Source organism: Kitasatospora viridis (assembly GCF_007829815.1).
GTDB lineage: Bacteria > Actinomycetota > Actinomycetes > Streptomycetales > Streptomycetaceae > Kitasatospora > Kitasatospora viridis.
Genome location: NZ_VIWT01000002.1, coordinates 108280 through 122843, shown reverse-complemented (window position 1 = coordinate 122843; position 14564 = coordinate 108280). Strand labels below are relative to the sequence as shown.

The 14564-nt window shown below is 75.2% G+C and carries 12 protein-coding genes; 8 read left to right on the top strand and 4 right to left on the bottom strand.

Annotated features, from left to right (window positions below):
• The first annotated feature begins 28 nt into the window (after positions 1-28).
• Both FHX73_RS27865 and FHX73_RS27860 read left to right on the top strand, forming a co-directional pair.
• The gene (locus tag FHX73_RS27865; RefSeq protein WP_246213916.1) at positions 29-1246 is read left to right on the top strand and encodes a GTP-binding protein; all 1218 of its coding nucleotides are present in this window, start codon (positions 29-31) and stop codon (positions 1244-1246) included.
• 98 nt (positions 1247-1344) lie between these two features.
• On the top strand, positions 1345-2070 hold the full coding sequence (locus FHX73_RS27860; RefSeq protein ID WP_281292747.1) for a G1 family glutamic endopeptidase: 726 nt from the start codon (positions 1345-1347) through the stop codon (positions 2068-2070).
• Between the two features lie 61 nt (positions 2071-2131).
• On the opposite strand, the gene FHX73_RS27855 is transcribed toward FHX73_RS27860, so the two are convergent.
• The 3 genes from FHX73_RS27855 to FHX73_RS27845 form a co-directional block, all read right to left on the bottom strand.
• A complete protein-coding gene (locus tag FHX73_RS27855) occupies positions 2132-2554 on the bottom strand; it encodes a DUF6256 family protein (RefSeq protein WP_145908660.1) in 423 nt (140 codons plus the stop codon).
• 13 nt (positions 2555-2567) lie between these two features.
• Positions 2568-2810: a DUF6186 family protein gene (locus tag FHX73_RS27850; RefSeq protein WP_211786353.1), complete on the bottom strand. Its 243-nt coding sequence runs from the start codon at positions 2808-2810 to the stop codon at positions 2568-2570.
• 145 nt (positions 2811-2955) lie between these two features.
• Entirely contained in the window at positions 2956-3819 is an 864-nt protein-coding gene (locus FHX73_RS27845) for a universal stress protein (protein ID WP_145908658.1), read from the bottom strand.
• Positions 3820-4333: 514 nt separating this feature from the next.
• Between FHX73_RS27845 and FHX73_RS27840 the strand changes: the two genes are divergently transcribed.
• The gene (locus tag FHX73_RS27840; RefSeq protein ID WP_170305104.1) at positions 4334-4909 is read left to right on the top strand and encodes a winged helix-turn-helix domain-containing protein; all 576 of its coding nucleotides are present in this window, start codon (positions 4334-4336) and stop codon (positions 4907-4909) included.
• 34 nt (positions 4910-4943) lie between these two features.
• Here the strand turns inward: FHX73_RS27840 and FHX73_RS27835 are convergent, their stop codons facing one another.
• The gene (locus FHX73_RS27835) at positions 4944-5552 is read right to left on the bottom strand and encodes a helix-turn-helix transcriptional regulator (protein ID WP_246213915.1); all 609 of its coding nucleotides are present in this window, start codon (positions 5550-5552) and stop codon (positions 4944-4946) included.
• 371 nt (positions 5553-5923) lie between these two features.
• Between FHX73_RS27835 and FHX73_RS27830 the strand changes: the two genes are divergently transcribed.
• The 5 genes from FHX73_RS27830 to FHX73_RS27810 are packed head-to-tail and all read left to right on the top strand — an operon-like array spanning position 5924 to position 14560.
• Positions 5924-10594, top strand: a complete 4671-nt coding sequence (locus FHX73_RS27830) for an Ig domain-containing protein (RefSeq protein ID WP_145908655.1) — start codon at positions 5924-5926, stop codon at positions 10592-10594.
• Entirely contained in the window at positions 10591-11154 is a 564-nt protein-coding gene (locus FHX73_RS44960) for a ferritin-like domain-containing protein (protein ID WP_170305103.1), read from the top strand. Before FHX73_RS27830 ends, FHX73_RS44960 begins: the two co-directional genes overlap by 4 nt.
• A complete protein-coding gene (locus FHX73_RS27820) occupies positions 11151-11792 on the top strand; it encodes a ferritin-like domain-containing protein (RefSeq protein WP_170305102.1) in 642 nt (213 codons plus the stop codon). Before FHX73_RS44960 ends, FHX73_RS27820 begins: the two co-directional genes overlap by 4 nt.
• Before the next feature lie 35 nt (positions 11793-11827).
• Entirely contained in the window at positions 11828-13894 is a 2067-nt protein-coding gene (locus FHX73_RS27815; RefSeq protein WP_145908653.1) for a hypothetical protein, read from the top strand.
• Between the two features lie 33 nt (positions 13895-13927).
• Positions 13928-14560 (top strand): Pvc16 family protein, encoded by a 633-nt coding sequence (locus tag FHX73_RS27810; RefSeq protein WP_145908652.1) that lies wholly within the window; start codon positions 13928-13930, stop codon positions 14558-14560.
• The last annotated feature ends 4 nt before the right edge of the window (positions 14561-14564 follow it).

Genomic DNA, 14564 nt, shown 5'->3' with positions numbered 1-14564 from the left:
ACGGCGGCACCACCCGAAGGAGGGTCAGTTGAGCGGCAGCGGGCGGGGACTGTTGAGCATCGTGTCCGGCAACAGCCCCGGCGTGCGCGGCCAGGTGGTGGACCTGCTGCGGCGCTTCCGGCCCGACGCCGCGGTGCTGGCGGTGTCGATCGGCACGGGCGACGGCCAGTACCCGACGGTCCAGCGGTTCACCACCGCCCCCGGGGCGCAGAACGCCGGGCAGGGCCGCTCCGGCACCGGGGATCCGGCGGTGATCCTGCGCCAGGACCTGGACGCCCTGGTCCGCCGCCCGGGGTGCCCGGCGGTGATCCTCGCCCTCCCCTTCGAGCTCGACCTCCTCCCCTTCCTCGCCGACCTCTGGCACGCCCCGATCGGCACCACCGCGCTCGCCCGCCACTACGAACTCGCGCCGGTGACCATCGGCCTCGACCCGGAGCTCCTGCTCAGCGACCTGCGCTGCACCCACCGCCTGTCCGCCGCGCCCGGCGCGCCGGGCGACGGCCTGCCGGTGACGGTGGGCGAAGCCGCCGCGCGGCAGGTCGAGGCCGCGCAGACCGTGCTGCTCGCCCGCGCCGACGACGCCGAGCCCGAGCTCCCCGCGGCCGCCCGCGCCGTCGCCTCGCACCTGAACCCGTCCGCCACCGTGCTGTTCCTCCCGCGCCGCCCGGACCGGGCGGTGGAGCGGGCCGGCTCGGCCCTGCTCGCGCCGGTGCCCCCGCAGGCCGTCGCGGAGCGGCTGGCCCGCGTCCGAGAGACCGTCAGCACACCGGCCTGGCAGCCGCGCGAGAGCCACGGTGTCCGCTCGGTGTACTGGCGGGCCAGGCGCCCCCTGCACCCGCAGCGACTGGCCCGGGCGATGCCCGGGCTGATGCGCGCGGTCACCCGCAGCCGCGGGCACGTGTGGCTGGCCAGCCGGCCCGACACCGTCGTGACCTGGCGCTCGGCCGGGCACCGCCTGGAACTCGCCGGCGTCGACCAGTGGTTGCCGGAGCCGGACGCCGGGGGCTGGCCGGCCGCGTCGCCGGAGCGGCGGATGCTCGCCACCTGGCACTGGGACCCCTACTACGGCGAGCGCCGCAACGAGATCGTGCTGATCGGCGCCGGCCTCGACGAGGAGCGGCTGCGCGGACTGCTGGACGGCGCCCTACTCACCGACGAGGAACTCGCGCTCGGCCCGACCAGCTGGCACGAGCTGCCCGACCCGATCCTCGGCGCCCCGGAACAGGGTGGCCGCCGGGAGTCCTGACGCACTCATTGACATGGCCAGGTTGATTCACCATCCTCTGTCGCACCGTCAGAACTCCCGTGCGATTCACCGAAGACAGGGGAACACCCGTGCGCCCTATGCTCCCGGCCGCCGTCACCGCACTCGGACTCGCCACCGCGCTCACCCTCGCCGCCGCGCCCACCGCCGGGGCGGCCGCACCGACCGCCACGCACCCCGCCCACCACGTGGGCCGGCACTCGGGCGGGAACTCCAACTGGGCCGGCTACGCCGTCACCGGCGGCACCTTCCACACCGTCACCGGCAACTGGACCGTGCCCGCGCTGAACTGTTCGGCCACCGCGGGCGACATATCCTTCTGGTCCGGCCTCGACGGCTGGCTCAGCACCAGCGTCGAACAGATCGGCCTCGACGCGGTCTGCACCCGCAACCACACCGTCCAGTACAACCCGTGGGTCGAGATGTACCCGGCGAACTCGGTCTACTTCACCGAGACCGTCAAGGCGGGCGACACGATGACCTCCTCCGTCACCACGGACGGCAGCGGCAGCTTCACCCTGGTCCTCGCCGACCCCACCCAGGGCTGGACCAAGACCTACACCGAGTCGGCCCCCGGCGTGGCGCTCAGCTCCGCCGAGGTGATCGTCGAGGCGATCGGCTCGCGGACCATCCCGGCCTGCCCCGACTTCCAGCAGGTCCAGTTCAGCGATGTCACCGCCAACGGCCAGGACTTCGCCACCGCCGGCACGGTGGCCGCCACCAACCTCGAACGCAGCGGCACCTACCTCACCCAGGACGGCGCCCTGACCGGCACCGCGTTCCCGGTGACCTGGCTGCACGCCTGATCCCGACCCGGCACCCCGGACCGCCGGCTCCGGCCGCCCGAGGTGCCGGGCACCCGCGTGCTCACGGCACGGAGCCGCCCCGGCCGCGCGCGCCCGCACCGCGTCGTGCGCGCGGCCGCAGTTCCAGCCAGGAGGCGGCGAGGAAGACCGGCAGCGCGAGGCCGACCAGCAGCGCGCACCCGCTGAACGCGCTGGCCAGGAACGGCCCGGGCACGCGCGCCACGCCCTCGTAGTAGCCGAGCACGGCGAGCATCAGCAGCAGGTACCCGCCCAGCGCGGTGGCCGCCACCTGCCGGATCAGCCCCGGCCAGCCGCGCCGCCCGGTCGCGGCGCGCGGCGGGCGGCGGTCCGGGCCCCGCAGCAGCGTCCGCAGGCCCACCGCCAGGTAGAGCATCAGCAGCACGTAGGCGGCGAGCATCACGGCGACGGTCAGCGGGACGGACAGCAGCGGGGCGACCGGCGGCGTCCGCTCGATCGGTGTCACCCGCCGGGCCCGGTCACTGGCCGTCGCGCAGCAGGAAGTGCCAGCCGCGCACGAAGGTGTGCCAACCGAACCAGAGCCAGAGCGCGAACAGCGCCCAGCGGCCGACCGGGTAGCGCATGACGGCCCGGGCGGTGTCGCTCAGCGTGGGGTGGCCGGAGGCGGCGCCGCCGCGTGCCAGGGCGAGGCCCTCCAGGGCGAACAGGGCGCCGAACACCACCGCCCAGGCCAGGTATCCGAGCACCGCGTGCCGAGCCATCACGACCCCTTCCGCTCGCCGCCACCGCGCCGCCCGCCCCGCCCGCGCGGGGGCGCCGCGGCCCACCCGGCGATCCTGCTGCACCGCGCCGCCGAACCGGCGCCGACACGCGGTCGCCCGGCCCGCGAAGGGCGCGGCCGCCGGGTCAGTCGTGCGGGACGACGGCGACCGGGCAGGTGGCGTGGTGGACGGCGGCGTGCGCCACCGGGCCGGTGCGGGGCCCCGGCCCGGCCCGGTGGCCGCGACCGACGACCAGCAGGCCCGCGCCGGGCGCGATGTCCACGACCGCGCGGGCCGGGCTCTCCTCGCCGAGGTGCTCCACCACGTGGACGGCGGGGAACTTCTCGCGCCACGGGCGCAGCGCCTCGTGCAGCTGCTCGCGGGCCGCCTGCCGCGCCGCCTCGTCCGGCGGTGCCTCGCGGCCGAGGAAGGAGCGGCGGTGGCCGGTGGTGTGCAGGGCGAGCAGCGGCACACCGCGCCTGGCGGCGGCGCCGAAGGCGAACTCCAGGACGGTCCGGTAGCCCGGGCGCAGGCTCACGCCGACGGCCACCGGGCCGGGAGGCGCGCCGTCCGCGCCGACCTCCGCCGGCTCCTCGGGGGCGCGGACCAGCACCACGGGACGCTCGGACCGGGCGACGGCGTGCAGGGCGACCGATCCGAGCACGTAGCCCTGGACGGCGCCCAGCCCCTGGGAGCCGAGCACCAGCAGCACCGCGTTGCTCGCGGCGGGCAGCAGCTCCGCCGCCGTGTCGGCGGGGACGAGCTCGGTGATGACGGGGACCCGGGGGAACCGTGCGAGCAGGTCGCCCTCCGCGTGCTGGAGGACGCGCTGGGCGGCCTCGCCCTGGGAGTTCTCGTCGGGGACGTTCCGGGCCCACATCGACGGCAGGAGCCACAGGTGCAGTAAGCGCACCGGCAGGCCCCGGAGTTCGGCCTCGTGGGCGGCCCATCGCGCGGCGGCCAGGCTCTCGGCGGAACCGTCGAGGCCGACCGTGATCTCTGGTTGCATGGCAGTCGCCTCCGTCTCCCAGTCTGCCCCGGACCGGGTCGGCCCGCCGCACCCTCATTCCGCCGCCACACGGCCCGACGAAATCGCTTCCACGGCCACCCGGAAATCGGAGTGGTGGCATTCCGGAAACCGCGAGCAATGGTGCCGGTGGTGGTGGCGGTGAACGAGAGGACCGTTCACGGCTTTCACCGCCCCGCCGCAAAGCGATCGGGGCGCGGAATTCCATTCCGACCCGTATGCAGATCTTGTGACAGTCCGGAGGTGTTCCTACAGTGAGTGCGCAACACAGCACGTTCGGCACGTGAAGGTTGCGGGCCGATTCCCCGGCGGACAGCACCGCGCGACCACGGTTATCTCGGGACGGAGCCGGCGGAATTGACTCCGTGACAACCCTGCGATGGCTCTGGAGAGGCTTCCCATGCGGTTGTTGTTGGCGGCTCATCGGGACGAGCACGGCGATCGTCCCCTTGACCGGGCCCTGCGGAACCAGGGGTTCGTCGTCCACCGGGCCCGCATGGACGACGTCGACTCGATCGTCGGATTCGGCCCCCGGGCGATCCTGCTGGAGGTGGGCTTACCCGACCCGGAGGCGCTGGCCGCCTGCCGGCGGATCCGGCAGGCGACGGACGCCGCGCTGCTGGTGTCGACCTGCCGGGTGGACGCCCGGTTCTGGCTGACGGGGCGTCACCTCGGTGTCGACGACTTCGTGGTGCACCCGTTCGGGGTGGACGAGTTGGCCGTCCGGGTGCACGCCGCGCTGCGGCCCGTGCCACGGCAGGCGCCACGGCGGATCGTGCTCGGGCGGATCGCCATCGACCTGGACGGGCGGACCGTCTCGGTCGGCGGCTCGGCGGTGGCGCTGACCCGCACCGAGTTCGACATCCTGCGGATGCTCGCCGACACCCCCGGGGCCGTGGTGCGCCGGGAACGGATCTGCCGCGAGGTCTGGCAGGGCGCCCGCACCGAGGGCAACCGCAGCCTGGAGGTCCACATCGCCAACCTGCGCGCCAAGCTCGGGGTGCGGGACGCCGTCCGGACGGTGCGCGGAGTGGGCTACCTGATCGAGCAGCCGGACGCCCACGCCGCGTGAACCGCCGGCGGCCGGACAGCGGACGCGGCGCCGGTCAGATCAGCCCTTCCCGGATGGCGAACGCGACGGCGTGGGTGCGGTTGCGCAGCTGGTAACGGGTCGTCACGTTGTGCAGCAGGCTGGTCACCGTGCGCGTGGAGTAGGCGAGTTCGGAGGCGATCTCCTCGGTCACGAAGCCCTCCGCCGCCAGCCGCAGCACCCGGCGCTCCCGGTCGGAGAGGCCGCCCAGGGTCAGGCCCTGCGGGCGCAGCACCCGCTGCTGGAGCCGGCCCACCTGCTTGAGGAGGCGGGCCAGCAGGTCCGGGGGCAGCGCCGCCTTCCCCGCGGCGGCCCGCAGCACCGTCTCGGCCAGCCAGGTGGAGGTGGCCTCCCAGCGCCACAGCACCGAGCAGGCCCCCGACTCGACGACGGCCAGCAGGTCGGCGTCGGACAGGGCGGAGACCACCAGCACGGCCTGGGCGCCGCTGCGGGCGCGGACCGTCCGAACCAGTTCGAGATCGGGTTCCGACAGCGTGTCGAGCGCGAACACCACCACCCGGGCCGTCCCGTCCAGGGGCAGGTCGACGAGTTCGAACTCGGGGCGCTGGCGCAGCTCGGTCGCCAGGCCCGCCCGGGTGATCGGGTCGCCGGCGTGAATCGACACCGGAATCCGGCCTTCCACAGTGTGACCTCCAAGGGTCCGAGAGCCGGCCGGCGCGGGGCACGTCGGCGCGGGGTCCCACAACTGACCACGCCCGGTGCGGCGCTGTCGACGCCGGACCGCACCGCCCGGCGCCCGGAGCCCGGCCCGCCGACGGCCCCACCTGCGCAAAGCGGCGTTCGGGACTCTTTGTGAAGTCTTCATCAACCGTCGGTGACCACCGCTCGTCTGGCACTCCGTCGGCTTTGCCGGGCCACGCACGGCTGCGCTTTTCGCTGCGCGTTCACGCAAGCGCCCCGCCGACCGGCGTTGCCACCCTGGGCGGGCCGGGGGAGCGACAGGACGGATCAGGGAGCAGGAAGGGGGCCGGGCCGATGGGAGTCTCCGTCGTCTTCGAGGACGGCAGCGAGGCGGTCGAGGTCGTGCCGGGCGAGGAGGCCGTGTGCGTCCTGCGGGTGGCGAACACCGGGATGGTGGTCGACCGCGTGCTGTTCGACGTGCTCGGCGAGACCGCCGAGTGGGCGCACGTCGAACCGGCCCGGGCGAACCTGCTGCCGCAGGAGTCCACCCGGGTGCGCATCGCGTTCCGGCCGCCGCGCACCGCCGGACTGCTGCCGGGCGAGCTCCCGTTCGGCCTGCGGGCCATGTCGACGGAGGACCCGGAGGGCTCCCGGGTCGAGGAGGGCCTGGTCCGGATCGGCGAGTTCGGCGACCTCGGCGCCCGCCTGGTGCCCGCCAGCGCGGCCGGCCGGCGCGGGGCGCGGTTCAAGCTGGTCGTGGAGAACCGCGGCAACCGCCCCGAGAGCGTCCGGGTCGAGGCCCTGGACCCGGAGGTCAGGCTGGGTTTCCGGATCCGGCCCGCCGCCTTCGACGCGGCCCCGGGCACCGCCACCTTCGTGCGGTTCCGGGCCGTGCCGCGCAAGACCTTCCTCAAGGGCCCCAACCGGACGCTGCCGTTCGAGGTGGAGGTGCGGCCGGCCGCCGGCGAGGCGGCCACGGCCGAGGGCGTGATGCTGGAGAAGCAGACGCTGCCCGAGTGGCTGCTGCCGGCCCTCGGCGCCGCGCTCGCGGGTTCCGGGCTGCTGCTCGGGCTCTGGTTCGCCGTGCTGCGGCCGGTGGTGCACTCGGCGGCGAGCGCGGCGGACCAGGCCAAGGGCGCGGCCGACGCGGCGCAGAACGCGAACGCCGCGGCGGGTTCGGCGGCGACCGCCGCGGCCCAGGCGGCGGCCGGGCCGGGCAAGGGGGCGCCGGGCGGCGGCGGGCCGGCGGTCACCGGTCTGGTGCTGGCCCTGGCCGACCCGACCGTCGTGGTCGGCGGCACCGATCCGGCGACCACGGTCAGCACTCCCGTGGGCGCGGCGCCCAAGCTGGCCTGGGCGTCCTCGGACCCGAAGGTCGCCACGGTGTCGGACTCGGGCGTGGTGACCGCGGTCGGACCGGGCACGGCGACCATCACGGCCAGCATCGCCACAGCCGGCGGCCCGGGCCCCGCCGCATCCACACCGGCACCGACGGCAGCACCGACGCCCACTCAGACGCCCGGGGCGCCCGGGACGGCACCCGCCGACCCGCAGCTCGTCTCCGGCCAGACGACCGTCCACGTGGTGGCCCCGCTGACGGTCGCCACCCCGACGCTGGGTCAGGCGACGCGCGGCCAGGGCTACTCCGTGTCGCTGCTCGGCAGCGGCGGGACGGGGGCCGGCGCGGCCTGGTCGGTCAGCGCGGGCGCGCTGCCGCCCGGGCTCACCCTCAGCTCCGGCGGCGTGCTGAGCGGCACCCCGAGCACGGCCGGCACCAGCACCTTCAGCGTGCGGATGGCCAGCACCAGCCCGCTCGACCAGTCCCCCGCCCAGCAGCTCTCCCTGACCGTGCGCGACGCCCCGGTGGTGGACACCACCGAGCTCCCGGGGGCGACCAGCGGCGAGCCCTACGACCAGTTCCTCAAGGCGGACGGCGGCATCCTGCCCTACACCTGGGCGGTGGCCCAGGGCACGCTGCCGGCCTGGCTGCACCTGGACCCGAACACGGGCGAGCTCAAGGGCACTCCCCCCGCCTCCGGCGCCGGCTCCTCGGGCGTGGTCGACTTCGGCGTCCAGGTCACCGACGCCACCGCGCAGCAGTCCGCCGCCCAGCACCTGACCCTCGGTGGCGTCCAGCCGGTGGGCATCGGCACCGCGGTGCTTCCGGGCGCCGTGGTCGGCGCCGGCTACTCCCAGACCCTGACCGCCTCGGGCGGCACCCAGCAGTACCAGTGGTCCGTGCCGCCCGGCACGCTGCCCGCGGGGCTGAGCCTGGACGCGGCGTCCGGGACGATCAGCGGGACCCCGCTGCGCAAGGGCTCCGCGACCTTCACCGTCACCGCCACCGACGCCGCCCGGCCGGACCTGAGCGCGCAGCGGACGTTCACCGTGCCGGTGGAGTCCGCGCTGGCCGCCGGCGCCTCGGGCGTGCTCCCGGCGGTGGCCGGACAGGCCATCGCCCCGGTGCAGTTGACCGCCACGGGCGGCGACGGGTCGTACCTGTGGACGCCGACCGGGCCGTTGCCGCCCGGGCTGGGCCTCGGTCCGGACGGCAGCTCGATCGTCGGCACGCCGACCACGACGGGCAGCTTCGCCGTCACCGTGGAGGTCACCGACACCAGCGCCCCGCCGCTGACCAGCACCGAGACCCTGACGATCCCGGTGACGGCCGCGCTGCGGACCACCTCGACGGCGCTGCCGCCCGCCGTGGTCGGCGAGCCGTACTCGGGGCGGCTGACGGCGGCCGGCGGCAGCGGGCCCTACTCCTGGTCCTCGTCGAGCCCGCTGCCGCCCGGCCTGCACCTGGACGCCGACACCGGCACGATCTCCGGCACCCCGAGCGCCGTCACCGACCCCGCGGCCGCGCCGCTGCTGTTCGCCGTGACGGACACCGGGGCGCCGCAACAGCAGCAGTACGTCTCCCTCCCACTGACCGTCAGCACCGCGCTGAGCGCGCCCTCCTGGGGCGCCCTGCCGCCGGCCGTCCCCGGGGAGCCGTACACGGCGCGGCTGCCCCGGCCGGACGGCGGCAGCGGGCAGTACGTCTGGACCGTCCCGCCGGGCTCGCTGCCGCCGGGCCTGGCTCTCACCGACCCCGTGCGGGGCACCGTCTCCGGCACCCTCACCTCGACCGACGTACCGCACACCTACGCCTTCCAGGCGACGCTGACCGACCCGGCCGGCGGCGCGCCGCCCGTGCGGGTGCCGCTCTCCGTCACCGCCGTCGCCCCCGTGGAGATCGACACCCTGGCCGTGCCGGGCGCCGTCCTCGGCTCCGCTTACTCGACGACGCTGAGCGCGACCGGCGGGACCGCGCAGTACGACTGGTCCGTCCCGCCCGGGACGCTGCCCGCCGGGCTGCGCCTCGACCCGGCCACCGGGACGATCAGCGGCACCCCGCTCGGGGCCGGCTCCTCGACCTTCACCGTCACCGCCACGGTCGCCGGGCGCCCCGACCTCGTCGGATCAGCGGACTTCAGCCGGACCCAGACCCTCACCCTGACGGTGGTGCCGCCCCTGGTCCCGACCGCCTCCGAGGTGCTCCCGGCGGTGACCGGACAGGCCATCACCCCGATCCGACTGAGCGCGACCGGCGGCACCGGCCCCTACCTGTGGCGCCCGACCGGCTCACTGCCGCCCGGACTCACACTGGGCCCGGACGGCAGCTCGATCGTCGGCACGCCGACCGCGACCGGCAGCTTCGCCGTCAGCGTGGCGGTCACCGACGACGGCGCGCCGCCGCTCACCGCCACCGAGACGCTGACCGTCCCGGTGACGGCCGCGCTGCGGGTCACCTCGACCTCGCTGCCCACCGCGCTGGTCGGCGTGCCGTACACGGGGCGGCTCACGGCGGCCGGCGGGACCGGCCCGTACTCCTGGACCTGCGCGGGCACGTTGCCGCCCGGCCTGCACCTGGACGCCGACACCGGCACGATCTCCGGCACGCCGACCGGCGTGCCCGCTCCCGAGGCCGCCCTGACCTGCACGGTCACCGACGCCGGCGTCCCGCAGCAGCAGCGGACCAGCGCCACCCTCGCGCTGCCGGTCAGCACGCCGCTGACCTTCACCCAGCAGTCCCCGCTGCCGCCCGTGGTCACTGGGAAGCCGTACTCGGCGCAGCTGTCCGCCCCGGGCGGCGGCGACGGGCAGTACGCCTGGTCGGCGGCGCCCGGCTCACTGCCGGCCGGCCTGACCCTCTCGCCCGCCGGCCTGCTGTCCAGCCCGGGCGTGCCGGGCACCGGCCCCGGGACGCTCGACCTCCAGCTGACGCTGACCGACACCAGCGGGATCGTGCCGCCCCTGACGGTCCGTCTGCCGCTCACCGTGGTCGACCCGCTGACCGTGCCGTCCTACGCCTGGACCAGCTCCCCGTCCCAGCCGGACGGCACCCGGTACGCGATCCAGCCCGCCGGGGGCGTGGGCCCGTACAGCTACTCCTTCGACGGCCCGCACCCCGACTGGCTGCGGCTCGACCGCCGCACCGGCCTGCTCTCCTGGACCGCGCCGAGCCGGACGTTCACCAGCAGCACCGACAGCGACGGCCGGGCGAGCTTCCCCGGCTGGTCCGCCGCGTACCCGGCGAACGTGGTGGTCACCGACAGCGCGGGCAACACGGCCACGGCCGGGGTGACCCTGACGCTGGCGGTGCCGGCCCTGACAGTGACGCACCCCACCACGCTCACCCAGACGGCCGGCGCACCCTTCGCCGCCCCTCTCGCGACCGACCTGAACGGCGGCTACGGGAGCGGGAGTTCCTACCACTACACGGTCACCGGCACGCTGCCGGGCCCGGGCGACACGCTCGACCCCGCGACCGGCGTGCTGTCCGGGAACCTGCCGGCCCTGGCCGCCGGCTCGTTCCCCGTCACCGTGACCGTGACGCAGACCGATCCGGCGGACCCGCACAGCACCATCTCGCTCTCCTACCCGCTGGTCATCACCACCGCCCCCGCCGCAACTCCGACGCCGACGCCCAGTCAGGCGCCCAGCCAGACAGCCGCTCCGACGCAGGGAGAGACCCCGTGACCGGCTCGCCGCCCGCGCCGCTCCCGCTCGACGTGACGGTGCTGCAGACCGCCGCCGCCCTGGAGAACCTCGCCGTCGCCGTCTACCGGGCCGCCGCCGGCCTGCCCTTCGCCCCACCGGGCAGCCGGCTGCGCGAACTGACGGACCGCAACCAGGCCCACCACGCCGCGCACGCCCAGGCCTTCAACCAGGCCCTCGCCAAGGCCGGCGCCGCCCAGCAGCACGCCGTCGACCCCCGCTACGGCTCCGTGCCGCAGCGCGCCGCCGCGACACCGGACCCGGTCTCGCTGATCGGCCTGCTCACCGAGGTCGAGGGCATCCTCGGGCAGAGCTGCGCCCGCTACGCCGCGCTGGCCGCCGACGGCGCCGTCCGCTCACTGTTCGTCAGCGTCGCCTCCGTCGAGGCGCAGCACGGCTCGGAACTGCTGCTCGCCCGGCTGCTGCCGACCGATGGCGCCACCGCGCTCGCCCTCCCGGAGTCGACCGGCACCGCCGGCATCCCGCACACCGCCTACCCCACCGCGCAGGCCTCCGCCATCGGCGAGGGGGCGGTGCGGTGAGCGGGCCCACCCGGCGCACGCTGCTGCTGGGCCTGGCCGGTGCCGGCACCGGCATCGCGGGCACCGGCCTCGGCCTGTACGCCTTCGGCCGGGCTCCCGGCCCGGGCGGCTCGGCCCGAGCCCCGCAGCGCTACTCGGGCGAGCTGCGGACCGTCGCCCTCGCCGCCGCCCTGGAGAACCAGGCGGTGAGCGTCCATCAGGCCGCCCGCGCCGCCCTGCACTCCGGCCGGCTCGGCCCGCTGCCCCCGGCGCTGTCCGCCTTCGTGCAGGCCGCCACCGCCCACCACACGGCGCACGCGGCGACCTGGAACGCGATCCTGCGGGCGGCCGGCGAGCCCCCCGTCACCACCGTCCCGCTCACCACCCACGCGCAGGCGCTGGACGCGGTCCGGGCGGCCCGGAGCCCCGCCGAGCTCGCCGCCGCCCTGCAACGCACCGAGGCCCAGGCCGCGCAGACCCACACCCTCGCCGCCGCCGGCCTGCCTCCCGGCACCCCCGCCCTCACCGCCGCCGCCACCATCGCCCCGGTCGAGGCGATGCACGCCGCCACGCTGGCCTGCCTGCTCGGCGGCCGCTCCACGGTGGCCGACTTCCTGGCCACGGAGGACGCGGTGCCGGTGACGGCGCTGACGGTGTGACAGCCCAGCACCACCTCCGCCCAGGAAGGGAACCCATGAAGCAGGAGTTCGTCCCCGCGATGCGGGCGTTCAAGAAGGTCATGACCGAGCAGCCGACCGCCGACGCGCTGCGCCTCAAGCAGCAGCTGGCCGGTCCGGTGTTCGGGGGCGACACGGGGTGGACCACCCGGCCCGACGACTGGGTCGCCGAGCGCGTCTCCGACTGGGCGGACCGCGGCGAGAAGGGGAACACGGCGGCCGTGCAGGCGTTCGCCTTCCTGCTGGGCGCCAACGGCAGCGCGGCCGGCGAGGCGCGCTTCGTCGAGTTGTTCGCCGGCCTCGCCAAGAACTGGCGCGCGCGGGCCGAGCCCGCCGGCGGCGACAAGGCCACGGCGAAGCCGACGGCGGCCACGGACGCCGACCTCCAGAAGCAGGCCGAACAGCTGCGCAAGGAGATAGCCGAGGTCTACCTCCAGACCATCAAGGACACCACACAGGTCCTCGTCCAGATGCTCGACCACATCAAGAAGTACGAGGAGCTGGAGTTCGTCCGGAGCACCGTCGGGATCGCGGACTTCGGCTTCCTGCTGCACCGCAGCGCCCTGAAGGACCTGGGCAAGGCCATGGTGCAGCACGAGGCGGCGCTGGGTGCCGCCGTCAAGGAGCTCCAGGACTCCGCGGCCGCGGGGAAGCCCCGGCTGGAGAAGGCGGTGGCGGCGGCCGCGCTCGCCCTCAAGAAGTACCTCGCCGACCGGGGCGAACTCGCCAGGGCGACCAACGCCGTGCAGGGGCGGATGACGGCCACCATCACCGGCAAGATGCTCGACGCCCACGCCTTCGGCGAGGTGCACGAGATCCGGAAGAACATCAAGGAGGCCCAGGCGGTGGCCGGCTTCGGCCTGCAGCTCACCGAGACGCTGGCCAAGTCCAGCGTGCACATCGGGACCTTCGTGCGGCTCGGGGAGTTCCTGAGCGTCCTCGTCGGCAAGGTCGACACCGAACTCGCCGTCCGCAAGGCCGAGAACGCGTTCGACCGGGAGAAGCCGACCGTCGCGCTCTTCCAGGCCTTCGACGCGAAGCCGGAGCTGCTCTACAAGCGGATGCAGGCCAACCAGCGGGTGGCGCTCGAACTGTTCGTCTCCGCCCTGGGAACCACGCTCTCCGGTGCGCTGTCCGTCGTCCCCGGGGCGGGCGAGATCGGCATGGCGGTGTTCGACGGGCTGTCCGGCCTGGTCACGGCGGCCGTCGACGGCTACCTGGCCAAGCGGGCGGACCTCGCCATGGAAGCGATCAAGAAGCTGGGCGACTCCAAGTACAAGGACCAGGAGAAGGCCGGGAACGAGGGCTTCTGGGCTGACGCCGGCGCCCTGTGGGACGCCGGCCTCCAGTCGGCCGGCGACGTCGTGAAGGCGAACCTGGTCGACGGCATCGACAAGCTCGTCCAGCAGGAGGCCCCGGACCACCTGGAGATCGCCGGCCTGCTCCAGCAGTGGGCCGTGCCACCGGTCACCAAGTTCGTGCTGCGCTTCATCCAGATCAAACCGGCGGAGTTCTTCACCGGCGAGCAACTCGCCAAGAAGATCTCGGACATCAACCTCGCCATCCTGCCCCCGAACATCACCGTGGCGGCCCCGGGCGCGAACAAGGTCGCGCCGCCCGTCCCCGTGCGGCGCGAGGGCGGGATGCCGAAGACCGTCAAGGACTGCCCGGTCATCGCCACCGACCGCAACCGCAGCCGGGTCGACGGCGATCCGCGGACCCATGTCGTCCGCGTCGCGCTGCAGTTGAAGAGCGGGGACAAGATATGGGGGGACTGGGCGCCGCACACCGACACCTGGGAGGCCGTCAGCCCGTACGAGTTCGCCGACTGGAGCCGGATCTCGCTGGACGGCAAGACCCAGATCAGCCTCGGCGCCACCAAGCTGACCGGCTCCTGGCACGGCGTGCTGGGCCAGGACGGCGTCGTCTCGGTCGGCTTCAAGACCGCGGGCGGGCGGTGGCTGATGGGCCACCGCGGCGACAAGGTGCAGGGTGGTCCCAGCGGCGCGAACTACCTGCTCGGCGCCCAGACCGAGAAGTTCTGGGGACAGCCCAAGGACATCAGGAACCTGTTCCGGATCTGACGGGCGAGAACGGCAGGGAAGGAGGAGCAGCCTGTGCTGCGCGACGCGGACCTCTCGCTGGCCGCCTGGCTCGCCGGTGTGCTGCCGGCCGGGACGGGGGTCAGGTTCGACGCGCCGGGTGCCGCCTGGGATTCCACGGGGCCGGCCGACGGCCCGTGCATCAGCGCGTTCCTCTGCGAGGTGCGCCGGGACGGGCGGGACGCGGCCCCGGCCGGGTGGTCACAGGTGCGGGACGGGGCGGGACGGCTGGTGGGCCGTCAGCTGCCGACCCGGCACTACCGGCTCCGGTACGCGGTCACCGCCTGGGCGGGCGCCGCTGACGATCCGTCACAGCGGGCGCTCGCCGAGCACGGCCTGCTGGGCCTGCTGATCGACGCCTGCGCCGCCGCCGACACGCTCGGCGACGAGCAGCTGACGGGAGCCCTGGCCGCGGCCGGGCTCCCGGTCCAGGTGCGCTGCGCGGGGGACGAGCCGGGCGGGCCGACGGCGCAGAGCCTGTGGGCCGGGTTCGGGATCGCCCCGCGCGCCGTCCTGCTGCTGGAGCTCGCGGTCCCCGTGGTGCCGCCACTGGTCACCGACCTCGCCGCGCCCGTGCGCGAGATCGTGCTGGGCGGGCACCTGCTGCCGGGCGGCGCAGGGCCACGGGGAACGGTCACCGAGCACTGAGCAG